General features: G+C 72.5%; 13 protein-coding genes. 10 read left to right on the top strand and 3 right to left on the bottom strand.

Annotated features, from left to right (window positions below; genetic code table 11):
* Positions 1-507: 507 nt before the first annotated feature.
* The 4 genes from AB0389_RS27240 (at position 508) to AB0389_RS27255 (ending at position 4,918) form a co-directional block, all read left to right on the top strand.
* Complete coding sequence (locus AB0389_RS27240) at positions 508-1,851, top strand: sensor histidine kinase (protein ID WP_366398134.1); 1,344 nt, start codon at positions 508-510, stop codon at positions 1,849-1,851.
* The gene (locus tag AB0389_RS27245; protein WP_366398135.1) at positions 1,848-2,531 is read left to right on the top strand and encodes a response regulator transcription factor; all 684 of its coding nucleotides are present in this window, start codon (positions 1,848-1,850) and stop codon (positions 2,529-2,531) included. Before AB0389_RS27240 ends, AB0389_RS27245 begins: the two co-directional genes overlap by 4 nt.
* 129 nt (positions 2,532-2,660) lie before the next feature.
* Complete coding sequence (locus tag AB0389_RS27250) at positions 2,661-3,704, top strand: alpha/beta hydrolase (protein WP_366398136.1); 1,044 nt, start codon at positions 2,661-2,663, stop codon at positions 3,702-3,704.
* On the top strand, positions 3,701-4,918 hold the full coding sequence (locus AB0389_RS27255; protein ID WP_366398137.1) for an acyltransferase: 1,218 nt from the start codon (positions 3,701-3,703) through the stop codon (positions 4,916-4,918). Before AB0389_RS27250 ends, AB0389_RS27255 begins: the two co-directional genes overlap by 4 nt.
* 109 nt (positions 4,919-5,027) lie before the next feature.
* Here AB0389_RS27255 and AB0389_RS27260 read toward each other — a convergent pair whose 3' ends face one another.
* Together AB0389_RS27260 and AB0389_RS27265 are read right to left on the bottom strand one after the other, a co-directional pair.
* Positions 5,028-6,077: an aldo/keto reductase gene (locus tag AB0389_RS27260; protein WP_366398138.1), complete on the bottom strand. Its 1,050-nt coding sequence runs from the start codon at positions 6,075-6,077 to the stop codon at positions 5,028-5,030.
* A gap of 6 nt (positions 6,078-6,083) precedes the next feature.
* Entirely contained in the window at positions 6,084-6,548 is a 465-nt protein-coding gene (locus tag AB0389_RS27265; protein WP_366398139.1) for a MerR family transcriptional regulator, read from the bottom strand.
* A gap of 62 nt (positions 6,549-6,610) precedes the next feature.
* Between AB0389_RS27265 and AB0389_RS27270 the strand changes: the two genes are divergently transcribed.
* A complete protein-coding gene (locus tag AB0389_RS27270; RefSeq protein WP_366398140.1) occupies positions 6,611-7,441 on the top strand; it encodes a serine hydrolase domain-containing protein in 831 nt (276 codons plus the stop codon).
* A gap of 6 nt (positions 7,442-7,447) precedes the next feature.
* Here AB0389_RS27270 and AB0389_RS27275 read toward each other — a convergent pair whose 3' ends face one another.
* Entirely contained in the window at positions 7,448-8,158 is a 711-nt protein-coding gene (locus tag AB0389_RS27275; protein WP_366398141.1) for a pirin family protein, read from the bottom strand.
* Positions 8,159-8,259: 101 nt separating this feature from the next.
* Here AB0389_RS27275 and AB0389_RS27280 point away from each other — a divergent pair, with 101 nt between their 5' ends.
* The 5 genes from AB0389_RS27280 to fabF all read left to right on the top strand — a co-directional run bounded on the left by AB0389_RS27280 (position 8,260) and on the right by fabF (position 13,212).
* On the top strand, positions 8,260-9,471 hold the full coding sequence (locus AB0389_RS27280; RefSeq protein ID WP_366398142.1) for a helix-turn-helix domain-containing protein: 1,212 nt from the start codon (positions 8,260-8,262) through the stop codon (positions 9,469-9,471).
* An 89-nt stretch (positions 9,472-9,560) separates the two neighbouring features.
* A complete protein-coding gene (locus tag AB0389_RS27285; RefSeq protein ID WP_366398143.1) occupies positions 9,561-10,502 on the top strand; it encodes an ACP S-malonyltransferase in 942 nt (313 codons plus the stop codon).
* Positions 10,503-10,514: 12 nt separating this feature from the next.
* Positions 10,515-11,516, top strand: coding sequence for a ketoacyl-ACP synthase III (locus AB0389_RS27290; protein WP_366398144.1), 1,002 nt, complete (start codon positions 10,515-10,517; stop codon positions 11,514-11,516).
* Between the two features lie 108 nt (positions 11,517-11,624).
* The gene (locus AB0389_RS27295) at positions 11,625-11,873 is read left to right on the top strand and encodes an acyl carrier protein (RefSeq protein WP_366398145.1); all 249 of its coding nucleotides are present in this window, start codon (positions 11,625-11,627) and stop codon (positions 11,871-11,873) included.
* Between the two features lie 76 nt (positions 11,874-11,949).
* Positions 11,950-13,212, top strand: a complete 1,263-nt coding sequence (gene fabF, locus AB0389_RS27300) for a beta-ketoacyl-ACP synthase II (RefSeq protein ID WP_366398146.1) — start codon at positions 11,950-11,952, stop codon at positions 13,210-13,212.
* Positions 13,213-13,277: the final 65 nt, after the last annotated feature.

The following is a 13,277-nucleotide window of genomic DNA, read 5'->3' on the forward strand; positions in this document are numbered from 1 at the left end:
TCCCGGGCCGAGCCCCGGCGGGTCCGTGACGGGCCGGGGAAGGGGGCACCGCAGGGGGTATGTGTCCGGACGTAAAGCGCGATTTGTGCCGCTGAACGAAACCCGCGCGTACCGTCCGGCCCGCCACGCGGCGTAAATCGTGCAGTCCGGGCACGTGCCCCCGGAGGGGACCCCGGCGACAACCCGCACGTACGAACCGGGCCGAGCCCAAGACGGACCCCGGCCCCCGGCCGCCACCCGCAGGCGCGCACCGGGCCCCGCCCAGGACAACCCACGGCCCCTCGCCGAGAGGCGACCCCGCACCCGGCAACAACCGCACCTCGCCACCGGGCCCAGCCCGAACAGACCCTTGCCCCCGGCCAGCACCCGCAGGCCCGCACCGGGCCGAGCCCAAAACAGGCCACGGCCCCTCGCCGGGAGGCGCAAAGTCATACCTGGGTATGACCCCGCCCTCCGGTCCCCGGTATGACGCGCCCGCCGCCCCCGCTACCTACGCTGGGCCAGGTCATGACTCCTCTCCCCACCGCCGCCGCCAGGCCGCTCGCCAAGGCTCTCGCCACGCTGCGGCTTCTCCTCGACGCCCTGCGGACCCCCGCCGATTCCACCGAGCCGCTGCTCGCGCACGCGTCCCGGCGGTGGCAGCGGCTTGCTCCGTACGCGGTGACCTTGGTGTTCGCCGTCGTGCTGCTGCCCGTCACCGCCACCACGCTCACCGAGGAGTACCGGCTCGGCGGCGGGTGGGCCGGGGCGTTGGCGATCACGCAGGCCGCGCCGTTGGTGCTCGCCGTGACCCGGCCGCTCCAGGCGTGGTGGATCATCTTCGCCTCCGATGTCGTCGGCGGCCTCCTGTTGCAGAGCGCGGCGGGCGTCGCGGAGCGGCCCTGGCCGTGGACGCCGGCGGTGATCGTCGGCTACCTGGTGCTGATGGTCTGCCTGGGGCTGCGCGAATCGCGCCGTACGCTGGTCGCCGTGTGGCTCGCCACCGGCTTCGCCGGGGCGTTCTTCGAGGTCATCGGGCAGCCAGGCGGCAGCGGCAGCAGTAACAGCAGCGGTACGCACATGCTGATGACCGTCCTCAGCGGGGCGTTCCTCGTCGTCGCCGCCGCCCTGCGCGAACGCGGCGACGCGCAGCGCAGGCTGGCCGAGCAGGAGACCATCAGCGAGGCCGAGCGGGCGCGGCGGACGCTGCTGGAGGAGCGCACCCGGATCGCGCGGGAGCTGCATGACGTCGTGGCGCACCACATGTCGGTGATCACCGTGCAGGCGGACTCCGCGCCGTACCGGATCGAGGGGCTGCCGCCCGCGGCCCGGGAGGAGTTCGCCACCATCGCGGCGAGCGCGCGGGAGTCGCTGACCGAGATGCGGCGGCTGCTCGCCGTCCTCCGCAGCGACGGCGCCGACGGGGAGCGGACCCCGCAGCCGGGGCTCGACCGGGTGCAGCAGCTGGTGGAGGCGACGGTACGGGCCGGGGTGCCGGCCGAGCTGTCGCTGCCCGCCGGGCTGGGGCCCGTACCGCCCGCCGTGGATCTGTCCGCGTACCGCATCGTGCAGGAGGCGCTGGCCAATGTGGTGCGGCACGCGGCCGGCGCGCGGACTCTGGTGTCGGTGCTCGCGCAGCACGGCTGGCTGACCGTGCTGATCGTCAACGGGCCCGCCGCCGGGCGCAGTTCGCTGGTGGAGAGCGCGGGGACCGGCCATGGGCTGGTGGGGATGCGGGAGCGCGTACGGTTGACGGGCGGCACGCTGGACACCGGGCCGCTGCCCGACGGCGGCTTCCGGGTCGCCGCGCGGCTGCCGCTCACCGAGCCCGCCGAGTCCATCGACCCCGCCACACTGAAGGACGCTCCTTGACCATCCGCGTGATCATCGTCGACGACCAGGCCATGGTGCGCGCGGGGTTCGCCGCGCTCCTGTCGGCGCAGGCCGATATCGATGTGGTCGGTGAGGCTCCGGACGGGCGGCGGGGGGTGGAGGTCAGCCGCTCCGTCCATCCGGACGTGGTGCTGATGGACGTACGGATGCCGGAGATGGACGGGCTGGCGGCGGCCCGCGAGCTGCTGAGCCCGCCGCCCGGGGTGGTCCATCTCCCGAAGGTGCTGATGCTGACGACCTTCGACGTCGACGACTACGTGTACGAGGCGCTGCGCGCCGGAGCCTCCGGGTTTCTGCTCAAGGACGCGCCCCCGGCGGATCTGATCGCGGCGGTACGGATCGTGGCGAGCGGCGAGGCGCTGCTCGCGCCGTCCGTGACGCGGCGGCTGATCGCGGACTTCGCCCAGCAGCGGCCCGTACCGCGCCGGGAGCGCTCGCAGCGGCTGCGCGGGCTGACTCCCCGGGAGACCGAGGTGCTCGAACTGATCGCCCGGGGCCTGTCCAACCAGGAGATAGCCGACCGGCTCGTGGTCGCCGAGCAGACCGTGAAGACCCATATCGGCCGCGTCCTGGCCAAGCTCGGGCTGCGCGACCGCGCGCAAGTGGTGATCTTCGCGTACGAGTCCGGGCTCGTCACGCCCGGGGACGCACCGGCCTGACCGATCCGTGTCACCCCTGTAGCGCCCTGGTATGACGCGGCAGTTGGCTCCCTGGAGTGACGACCCGTCGTATGCCGTCTTCCTATCTTTCTCGCCGTCGCACCGGGCGAGACGAGGGAGAAGACGGATATGCGCCGCTACGGAAGGACCCTGGTCGCCGCCGCGCTGGCGACCGTCGTGGTCGCGGGGACTGCGGGCTGGGCGTCGGGCACCTCGCAGCAGGCGGTGACGGGGCCGCCGCCCGGGACGGCCGCCTGGCGCGCCGATACCTCGCTGGGCCGGACCCTGCCCGACCCCGCCACCGCCTCGCCGCGCGCGGTGGCCGCCTTCTTCGCCGGGCTGACGGAGCGTCAGACCGCTGCGCTGGTACGGCGACATCCGCTGGTCGTCGGCAATCTCGACGGCGCGCCCGTCACCCTCCGGTACGCCGCCAACGCCCGTGCCGTACGGGCCGAGCACAACCCCCGCTACGACCGGCTCGCCTCGCCGGGCCGCCGGATCCTCGCCTTCGATCCCCGGGGGCGGGGGCAGGTCGCCGAGGTGTACGGGGACCTGACCGCCGCCCGCGAGGTGGCCGTGATCGTGCCGGGCTCCGACATCGACGCGGGCAGTTTCGACCGTACGAAGGATCCGTACGGCACACCTGCCGGGATGGCCGGCGCGCTGCGGGACGCGACCGGGGACCGTACCGCCGTGATCGCCTGGACCGGTTATACGACGCCGGTCGGGGTGGGGATCGACGCGGCCACCGGCGATCTCGCCTCGGCGGGTGCCACGCGGCTGGCCCGCTTCACGCGCGGGCTCGCGGCGGTGGGGGCTCCGAAGCCGGCGCTGTTCTGCCACAGCTACGGCTCGGTGGTGTGCGGGCTCGCCGCCCATGAGGTGAACGCCTCGGACATCGTGGTGTTCGGGTCCCCCGGGATGCGCGCGGACAGTGTGCGCGCGCTGCGGACGACCGCGCGGGTCTGGGCCGCCAAGGACTCCTCCGACTGGATCTCCAAGGTCCCGCACGTGGAGTTCGCCGGTCTCGGCCACGGTCCTGATCCGGCCGGTGCGGGCTTCGGCGCGCGCCGTGTGCCCGCCGAACACGCGGACGGCCACACCGGTTACTTCGTCCCCGGCACCGACTCGCTGCGCGCGTTCGCCGCCATCGCGGAGGGGGACGCGCGATGACCACCTCAAAAGGTGAAGTGACCGCGTTCGCCGAGCGGATCGAGGCGCGTACCCCCGTGGACCGCGACCGCGCCCTCGACGGTCTGCGCGCCCTGGCCCTGCTCGCCGTGCCCACCGGGCACTGGCTGCTCGGCGGCTTCACCGCGGACGGCGCGGGCGCGCTGCACAACGCGAGCCCGCTGAGCACCTTCGGCAGCTTCGCGCCGGTGAGCTGGGTGCTCCAGATGCTCGGGGTGTTCTTCCTGGTCGGCGGGTACGCGTCGGTCCTCTCGTACCGTCGCGCGGCCTCCACGGGCGGCTGGCTGCGGCAGCGGCTGGTGCGGCTGGGCAGGCCGGTGCTCGGCGTGTGCGCCGTCTGGGCGGTGCTGCTTCCGGTGCTGTCGGTGCTCGGGGTGCCCGGCACCACCCTGCGTACGGCGTCGACGCTGGTGATCCAGCCGCTGTGGTTCGTCGGCGTGTACGCGGTGGTGACCGCGCTGACCCCGTACTGCGTGCGCGCCGCGCGGCGGCTGGGGGTGTGGGCGGTGGCGCCGCTGGTGGTGAGCGTCGCCGTGGTGGACTTCCTGCGGTACGGGCCGTACGCCGGGGCGATGCCCGGCTGGCTGAGCGTGCTGAACATCCTGCCGGGCTGGCTCTTCGCGTACCAGCTCGGGGTGGTGTGGGGCGAGGGCCGGGTGGACCGGCGCGCGGCGTGGACGCTGCTGGGCGGCGGCGCGCTGCTGTTCGCCGTGCTGCTGGCCGGCTTCGGCTATCCGGCGTCGATGGTCGGCGTCCCCGGGGAGCTCCGTACCAACTCGCACCCGCCGTCCCTGCTGGTGCTGGCCCTGGCCGCCACGCAGAGCGGTGCCGCCGTCCTGCTGCGGGACCGGATCGGGAGGCTGCTGCGGCGGCCCCGGGTGTGGGCGCCGGTCGTCGTGGTCAACCTGTCGGCGATGACGATCCTGTGCTGGCACCAGACCGCGATGCTGGCGGCGGCCGTACCCGCCTCGCTGGTGAGCGGTACGGTCCCGGGCCTGGTCGCCGCGCCCGACTCGGTGGGGTGGATCCTGGCCCGGCTGTGCTGGCTGCCGCTCTTCGCGGCGCTGCTGGTCCTCGTCGGACGGTACGCGCGCGGCTTCGACGGCCCGTGGCGGACGGGGACCACGACGGCGCGCGCCCGCCGCGCGGTGGCGGGGCTGCTGGCGGCGGGGTTCGCGGTGTATGTGCTGGGGTGAACGGGGTGGGTGTGCCGGTGGTGGAGTGAACGGGGTGGGTGCTGGGGTGAACGGGGTGGGTGCCGGTGGTGACGTACCCGCGTGTACGTCACCACCGGCACCCGCCGTCCTACTCGCGGCTCGCCGAGGTGAACGTCATGTCCGCGTACCGGCCGCCCGCCACCTGACCCGCGATCGGCTCCAGCAGCGCCAGTTCGCTCTCGGTGAGGATGAGCCGTGTCGCCGCCGCGTTCTCCTCGACGCGGGAGCGCTTGCGCGTCCCCGGGATCGGTACGACGGTCAGCCGGTGCACCGCCGCCTGCTGCTGCACCCAGGCCAGCGCGACCTGGCCGAGCGTGGCGTTCCGGCCCTCGGCGATCTTCCGTACGGGTTCGAGCAGCGCGGCGTTCGCGGCGGCGTTGTCGCCGGTGAAGCGGGGCTGCTGGCGCCGGAAGTCGTCCGCGCTCAGCTCCCGGTCGGCGTGGACGAACGCGCCGGTCAGAAAGCCGCGGCCGAGCGGGGAGTACGGCACGAGCGCGACCCCGAGTTCGGCGGCGGCCGGGACGACACCGGCCTCTAGGTCGCGGCTGAACAGCGACCACTCGGACTGCACGGCCGCGATCGGGTGCACGCCCTGCGCGGCGCGCAGTTCGCCGCCGGTGACCTCGCTGAGGCCCAGGTACTTGACCTTGCCCTCGGCCACCAGCTCGGCCATGGCGCCGACGGTCTCCTCGATGGGGACGCGCACATCGCGCCGGTGCATGTAGTAGAGGTCGATCTCGTCCACGCCGAGGCGGGCAAGGCTGGCCTCGACGCACTGGCGGATGTAGGGGCGGTCGTTGCGGATGACCCGCTTGGTGGGGTCGTCCTCGTCGACGGTCAGCGCGAACTTGGTGGCGACGACGACCTCGTCGCGGTGCGCCCGGACGAACGGCGCGATGAACTTCTCGTTCTCGCCGTCGCCGTACACGTCCGCCGTGTCGAACAGCGTGACACCCAGCTCCAGGGCGCGCTCCAGGGTGGCGCGCGCCTCGTCGGCGTCGGTGGGGCCGTACCACGCGCTCATGCCCATGCAGCCGATGCCCTGGACACCGACCTCGGGGCCCCCGGTGCCGAGGAGCACGGCCGGGATCTTCTCGCTCGTGTGGTTCGTGCCGCTGGTGTCGCTCGTCTGGTTCATGATCGTTCAGGCCCTCTCCGCCGGATGGCCGGCGTCCGCGTAGTAACTGATCTTGTGGTCGAGCACGGCGACGGTGTCGCGCAGCTCGGCGATCCGGTGGAGGACGTCGCGCCGCGTCCGCGCGAGCAGCTCCCGCCGCTCCTCGAACGTCTCCTCGCCCTCCCGGACGAGCTCGGCGTAACGGACCATGTCCGCGACCGGCATCCCCGTCAGTCTCAGCTTGGTGACGAAGTCGAGCCAGTCGAGGTCCGCGTTGCGGAAGCGGCGCTGGCCGGTGTGCGACCGGTCGACGTGCGGCATCAGCCCGATGCGCTCGTACCAGCGCAGGGTGTGCGCGGTGAGGCCGGTGAGGGCGGCGACCTCGCTGATCGTGTAGTGGTCGGCGCCGTCGGCACGGGGGTGCCTGGACGGCGCGGCGGAACAGGACTGAACGCGGTCCGTGGGAGGTGAACTGATCTCGGTCAGCGTCATGGTGTCCACGCTAGATGCTTCGAGTGCACTCGAAGCAAGCGGAAAGAATTAGGCTCATCCTCATGCAGAGCCTGGCGATGATCGAGAACTGGCCGGTACCGGCCGCCGCTGCCGCCGTCGTCCGCGCGGACGGCACCGTCGCCGGGGCGTACGGCCCCACCTCGCGGCGGTTTCCGCTGGCCTCGGTGACCAAGCCGCTCACCGCGTACGCCGTGCTCGTGGCGTACGAGGAGGGGGCCGTCGAGCTGGACGAGCCGGCCGGTCCCGCGGGGGCGACCGTACGGCATCTGCTCGCGCACACCAGCGGGCTGGCCTTCGACGAGCACCGGACAGCGGGCGAGCCCGGGACCCGGCGGCTCTACTCGAACGCCGGGTTCGAGGTCCTCGGCGAGCACCTCGCGAAGGTCACCGGGATACCGTTCGCCGACTATCTGCGCGAGGCGGTGTTCGAGCCGCTGGGCATGGTCTCGACCGCGCTGGCCGAGGGCGGGTCGCCCGCGAAGGACGGGGTGTCGACGGTCGACGACCTGGTCAGGTTCGCCGCCGAGCTCCAGACTCCCCGGCTGCTCGACCCGCGTACGGTGCTGGAGGCGATGACGGTCGTCCACCCGGGGCTCTCCGGGGTGCTGCCCGGCTACGGGTTCCAGAAGAACAACGACTGGGGCCTCGGCTTCGAGATCCGCGACGCCAAGTCCCCGCACTGGACGGGCGCCGCCTCCTCGCCGCACACGTTCGGGCACTTCGGCCAGTCCGGTACGTTCCTGTGGGTCGACCCGGAGGCGGGCGCGGCGTGTGTCGCGCTGGCGGACCGGGCGTTCGGGCCGTGGGCCGTCGAGGCGTGGCCGCCGTTCACGGACGCGGTGCTGGCGGAGCTGGCGGGGGCCCGGGGGTAACGGCCGTCAGTCCGCCATCTCCCAGAGCAGCACCTCGGACGACGCCTCCGCGACGAGTTCAAGCCCTTCCTCGTCGGTGACGCGCGCAGAGTCGCCGGGGCGGAGCGAGTCGCCGGGGCCGAGCGGACCGGCGGCGCCTTCGGCACGTACCCCTTCGGTACGCACCCCTTCGATACGGACCGCGCCGCGCACCACATGCGCGTACACGAACCGCGCCCCCGGCACCGCCACACGCTCACCGGCCGCCGGCCGCCGTACGTGGAGCAGCGCGCCCGCCGCCGGGAGGGCGTACGGCGTGGTGTCCGCGAGGGAGCGGACGACCTCGTACGCGGGCTCGCCGCCCGGCTCCCGCGGAGCGAGCCACATCTGTACGAAGACCAGCGGGTGTTGGCCGTCGTTGCGCTCCACGTGCCGTACGCCGGCGGCCGAGCCGAGCCGCTGGACGTCGCCCGCGCGGACGACCGTCGCGTGCCCGGCCGAGTCGCGGTGGGTCAGCTCGCCCTCGACGACCCAGGTGACGATCTCGGTGTTGCTGTGCGGGTGTTCGGCGAAGCCCGCGCCCGCCGCGAGCCGCTCCTCGTTGCAGGCCAGGAGCGCGCCGAAGCGCAGGTTGTCCGGGTCGTAGAACCGCCCGAAGGAGAAGGCGTGCCGGGACTCGATGCCCTCCGCCGGGTTGCCTCCGGGGTACCGGTCGGCCGCGCGCGTCACGAGAATCACCTGCGTACCGTACGAGACCCGCCCGCGTACCGTACGGGAATCACCGCCGCACCGGCGCCCCGGGCCCGCACCCGCCCGTCGGGATGAGGCAGTCTTGTCACGTGCCAGAACCCTCGAACGAACCGCATAAGCCACCCGCCCACCCGCTCCATCCGCACCCGCATCCCGCGACGCTGCGGCGGCTGGAACGGTCCTCGGGACGGCTCGCCGCGGACGCCATCGCGCGCATGGACGCGACGCTGCCCTGGTACCGGGCGATGCCCCCGGAGAACCGTTCGTGGATCGGGCTGGTCGCCCAGGCCGGGATCGCCGCGTTCACCGAGTGGTTCCGGCATCCGGAGACCCCGCAGGCCATCTCCACCGATGTGTTCGGCACCGCGCCGCGCGAGCTGACGCGGGCGATCACGCTGCGCCAGACCGTGGAGATGGTGCGGACGTCGATCGAGGTCATGGAGGCGGCGGTCCACGAGATCGCGGCGCCCGGCGACGAGTCGGTGCTGCGCGAGGCGCTGCTCGTCTACGCGCGGGAGATCGCCTTCGCGACGGCCCAGGTGTACGCGCAGGCCGCCGAGGCGCGCGGGGCGTGGGACGCCCGGCTGGAGTCGCTCGTGGTCAACGCGGTGCTCTCCGGGGAGGCCGACGAGGGCACGATCTCCCGGGCGGCGGCGCTCGGCTGGAACTCCCCCACGCATGTCTGTGTGGTGCTCGGGACGGCGCCGGACGGTGACAGCGAGCTGACGGTGGAGGCGATCCGCCGGGCCTCGCGGCACGCGAAGGTGCAGGTGCTGACGGGGGTGCTGGGCAACCGGCTGGTGGTGATCGCCGGTGGCAGCGACGATCCGCTCCAGGTCGCCAAGGCGCTGATCGGCCCGTACGCGGCGGGCGCCGTGGTGGCGGGCCCCGTGGTGCCCGACCTGCTGGCGGCGACGAAGTCCGCACAGGCGGCGGCGGCCGGGCTGAAGGCGTGTTTCGCCTGGCAGGACGCGCCCCGGCCGGTGCTGGCGGACGATCTGCTGCCGGAGCGCGCGATCGCCTCCGATCCGGCGGCGCGCGAGCAGTTGGTGGAGGAGATCTACAGACCGCTGGAGGAGGCCGGGTCGGCGCTGCTCGAGACGCTGAGTGTGTATCTGGAGCAGGCCAGCAGTCTGGAGGGCGCGGCACGAATGCTCTTCGTCCATCCCAATACCGTCCGCTACCGGCTACGACGTGTGACTGACGTCACCGGATGGTCACCGTCCGACGTCAGGTCGGCGTTCACACTGCGGATCGCGCTGATCCTGGGGCGCTTGGCCGACGGTGCCCCACGGTCCTAGACTTTTGTCGTACTCCAACAATTACCCTCACGGTTCTTCGTTCCTGTCCCCACGGGCGGTGAGGACCGTCCCCAAGAGAGAGTGTGAGAGTGCTCGTACTCGTCGCTCCCGGCCAAGGCGCTCAGACGCCCGGCTTCCTGACTCCCTGGCTCGATCTGCCCGGCGCCGAAGCCCGGCTGCGCGCGTGGTCGGCCGCCATCGACCTGGATCTGGTCCACTACGGCACGAAGGCCGACGCGGACGAGATCCGGGACACCGCGGTCGCCCAGCCGCTGCTGGTGGCCGCCGCGCTGCTGTCGGCGCGTCAGCTCTTCCCGACGACGGACGACGTCGTACGGGCCGTGGGCGCGACGGCGGGCCACAGCGTCGGCGAGCTGGCCGCGACGGCGCTCGCCGGGGTGCTGGACGACGACGCCGCGCTGCTGCTCGTCCGGGCGCGCGGACTGGCGATGGCCGAGGCCGCCGCCGTCACGAAGACCGGGATGTCGGCGCTGCTCGGCGGCGACCCGGAGACCACGCTCGCGCATCTGGAGAAGCTCGGTCTGACGCCGGCGAATGTGAACGGCGCCGGGCAGATCGTGGCCGCGGGCACCCTGGAGCAGCTGGCGGCGCTGGCGGAGGACAAGCCGGAGGGCGTACGGCGCGTGGTCGCGCTGAAGGTCGCCGGGGCGTTCCACACGAGCCACATGGCGCCCGCGGTGGCCGCTCTCGAAGCGGCGGCCTCGCCGCTGACGCCCGCGGATCCGCTGCTGCCGTACGTGTCGAACCGCGACGGGGAGACCGTCGCCACCGGCGCGGATGTGGTGGCGCGGCTGGTCGGGCAGGTCGCCAACCCGGTGCGCTGGGACCTGTGCATGGAGACGTTCCGGGCGCGGGGCGTGACGGCGCTGCTGGAGCTCTGCCCCGGCGGCACCCTGACCGGTATCGCCAAGCGCGCCCTGCCCGGGGTGTCGACCCTGGCGCTGAAGACCCCCGACGACCTCGACGCGGCACGCGCGCTGATCGCCGAACACTCCTCCACGGCTGAATAGGAGCCCGAGAGCATGTCGAAGATCAAGCCCAGCCAGGGCGCCCCGTACGCGCGGATCATGGGTGTGGGCGGCTACCGCCCGACCCGGGTCGTGCCGAACGAGGTGATCCTCGAAACGATCGATTCGTCGGACGAGTGGATCCGCTCCCGCTCCGGTATCGCCAGCCGTCACTGGGCCTCCCCCGAGGAGACCGTCGCCTCGATGTCCGTCGAGGCGGCCGGCAAGGCGATCGCGGACGCGGGGATCACGCCCGCGCAGATCGGTGGCGTGATCGTCTCCACGGTCTCGCACTTCAAGCAGACTCCGGCCATCGCCACGGAGATCGCGGACAGGATCGGCGCGGGCCGTCCCGCCGCGTTCGACATCTCCGCGGCCTGCGCCGGATTCGGCTACGGCCTGACCCTGGCCAAGGGCATGGTCGTGGACGGCTCGGCGGAGTATGTGCTGGTCATCGGCGTGGAGCGGCTCTCCGACCTGACCGACCTGGAGGACCGCGCGACGGCCTTCCTGTTCGGTGACGGCGCCGGCGCCGTGATCGTCGGACCGGCGAAGGAGCCGATGATCGGCCCCACGGTCTGGGGCTCCGAGGGCGACAAGTCGGACACGATCAAGCAGACCGTGCCGTGGGACGACTACCGTGAGGGCCGGCCGGAGAAGTTTCCGGCCATCACGCAGGAGGGCCAGGCGGTCTTCCGCTGGGCCGTCTTCGAGATGGCGAAGGTCGCGCAGCAGGCGCTGGACGCGGCCGGAATCACCTCGGAAGAGCTGGATGTCTTCATTCCGCACCAGGCCAATATGCGGATCATCGACTCGATGGTGAAGACTCTGAAGCTGCCGGACAGCGTCACGGTGGCGCGTGACATCGAGACCACCGGCAACACCTCGGCCGCCTCGATCCCGCTCGCGATGGAGCGGCTCCTGGCGACCGGACAGGCGAAGAGCGGTGACACCGCGCTCGTCATCGGCTTCGGGGCGGGTCTCGTCTACGCCGCGATGGTCGTTACCCTCCCCTAGGCGCACCACAACCGGATCCCTCCTCGGGATCCGGGGAGTTACCGCTGCTGTTCCCCGTTTCACCCGCTGTACCCGTTTCATCCCTCTGCGATACAAAGGAGCGCCATCATGGCCTTCACCCAGGAAGAGATCGTCGCCGGTCTCGGCGAGATCGTGAACGAGATCGCCGGCATCCCGGTCGAGGACGTCAAGCTGGACAAGTCCTTCACCGACGACCTGGACGTCGACTCGCTGTCCATGGTCGAGGTCGTCGTCGCCGCCGAAGAGCGCTTCGAGGTCAAGATCCCGGACGACGACGTCAAGAACCTGAAGACGGTCGGCGACGCCGCCGACTACATCGCCAAGCACCAGTCCTGACCCGACACCGCGGCTGACGCCACCCGGTGGTGGCGCCGTAAATTCAGCACCCTCTACACGTGGAGAAAGAATTCCAGTGAGCCCGACCAATCGCACCGTGGTCGTCACCGGTATCGGCGCAACCACACCGCTGGGTGGCGACACCGCATCGACCTGGGAAGGTCTGCTGGCGGGCCGCTCCGGGGTACGCCCCCTGGAGGGCGAGCGTTTCGCGAACCTGCCGGTACGTATCGCCGCCACCGCCGCCGTCGACCCGGGCGATGTCCTGCCCCGTCCGCTCGCCCGCAAGCTGGACCGCTCGGCGCAGTTCGCGCTGATCGCGGCCCGTGAGGCGTGGGCCGACGCGGGCTTCACCGCGCGCGCCGGCGAGGACGCGTCGGTCGACCCCGACCGGCTCGGGACGGTGATCGCCTCCGGCATCGGCGGCGTCACCACCCTGCTCGACCAGTACGACGTGCTCAAGGAGCGCGGTGAGCGCCGGGTCTCCCCGCACACCGTGCCGATGCTGATGCCGAACAGCCCCTCGGCCAACGTCAGCCTGGAGGTGGGCGCCCGGGCGGGCGTGCACACCCCGGTCTCCGCCTGCGCGTCGGGCGCCGAGGCCGTCGGCTACGCCGTGGAGATGATCCGCACCGGCCGCGCCGATGTCGTCGTCGCCGGCGGTACGGAGGCGGCCATCCACCCGCTGCCCATGGCGGCGTTCGCCAACATGATGGCGATGTCCAAGAACAACGAGCACCCCACCGAGGCCTCCCGCCCGTACGACACGGGCCGTGACGGCTTCGTCATCGGCGAGGGCTCGGGCGTCGTCGTCCTGGAGTCCGCCGAGCACGCGGCGAAGCGCGGCGCGCGCGTCTACTGCGAGGTACTGGGCCAGGGCCTGTCGTCCGACGCCCACCACATCGCGCAGCCCGAGCCGACGGGCCGGGGCATCGCGAAGGCCATGCAGAACCTGCTGGACTCGTCGGACCTCAAGCCCTCCGAGGTCGTGCACCTCAACGCGCACGCGACGTCCACCCCGCAGGGCGACCTGGCCGAGATCAAGGCGCTGCGCCGGGTCCTGGGCGACGAGCTCGACCATGTCGCGATCTCCGCGACGAAGTCGATGACCGGCCATCTGCTGGGCGGCGCGGGCGGCATCGAGACCGTCGCGACGACCCTCGCGCTGTACCACCGCGTGGCGCCGCCGACGATCAACATCGACCACCTCGACCCCGAGGTCGACGCGGACATCGTGCGCGGCGACGCCCGGGAGCTGCCGGGCGGCACGATCGCGGCGATCAACAACTCGTTCGGCTTCGGCGGCCACAACGTGGTGCTGGCGCTGCGCACGGTCTGAAGGCCACCTGATCACACGTAGCTCGCACGAAGGCGCCCGGCGCAGGGGAGATCTCCCCGGCCGGG

The organism is Streptomyces sp. NPDC093109, assembly GCF_040701725.1.
Taxonomy (GTDB): domain Bacteria; phylum Actinomycetota; class Actinomycetes; order Streptomycetales; family Streptomycetaceae; genus Streptomyces.

Bases quoted from the DNA above. Each gene is read 5' to 3' on its own strand.
- AB0389_RS27240 (WP_366398134.1), top strand. From the start codon at position 508: ATGACTCCTCTCCCCACCGCCGCCGCCAGGCCGCTCGCCAAGGCTCTC.
- AB0389_RS27250 (WP_366398136.1), top strand. From the start codon at position 2,661: ATGCGCCGCTACGGAAGGACCCTGGTCGCCGCCGCGCTGGCGACCGTC.
- AB0389_RS27255 (WP_366398137.1), top strand. From the start codon at position 3,701: ATGACCACCTCAAAAGGTGAAGTGACCGCGTTCGCCGAGCGGATCGAG.
- AB0389_RS27260 (WP_366398138.1), bottom strand. From the start codon at position 6,077: ATGAACCAGACGAGCGACACCAGCGGCACGAACCACACGAGCGAGAAG.
- AB0389_RS27265 (WP_366398139.1), bottom strand. From the start codon at position 6,548: ATGACGCTGACCGAGATCAGTTCACCTCCCACGGACCGCGTTCAGTCC.
- AB0389_RS27270 (WP_366398140.1), top strand. From the start codon at position 6,611: ATGCAGAGCCTGGCGATGATCGAGAACTGGCCGGTACCGGCCGCCGCT.
- AB0389_RS27290 (WP_366398144.1), top strand. From the start codon at position 10,515: ATGTCGAAGATCAAGCCCAGCCAGGGCGCCCCGTACGCGCGGATCATG.
- AB0389_RS27295 (WP_366398145.1), top strand. From the start codon at position 11,625: ATGGCCTTCACCCAGGAAGAGATCGTCGCCGGTCTCGGCGAGATCGTG.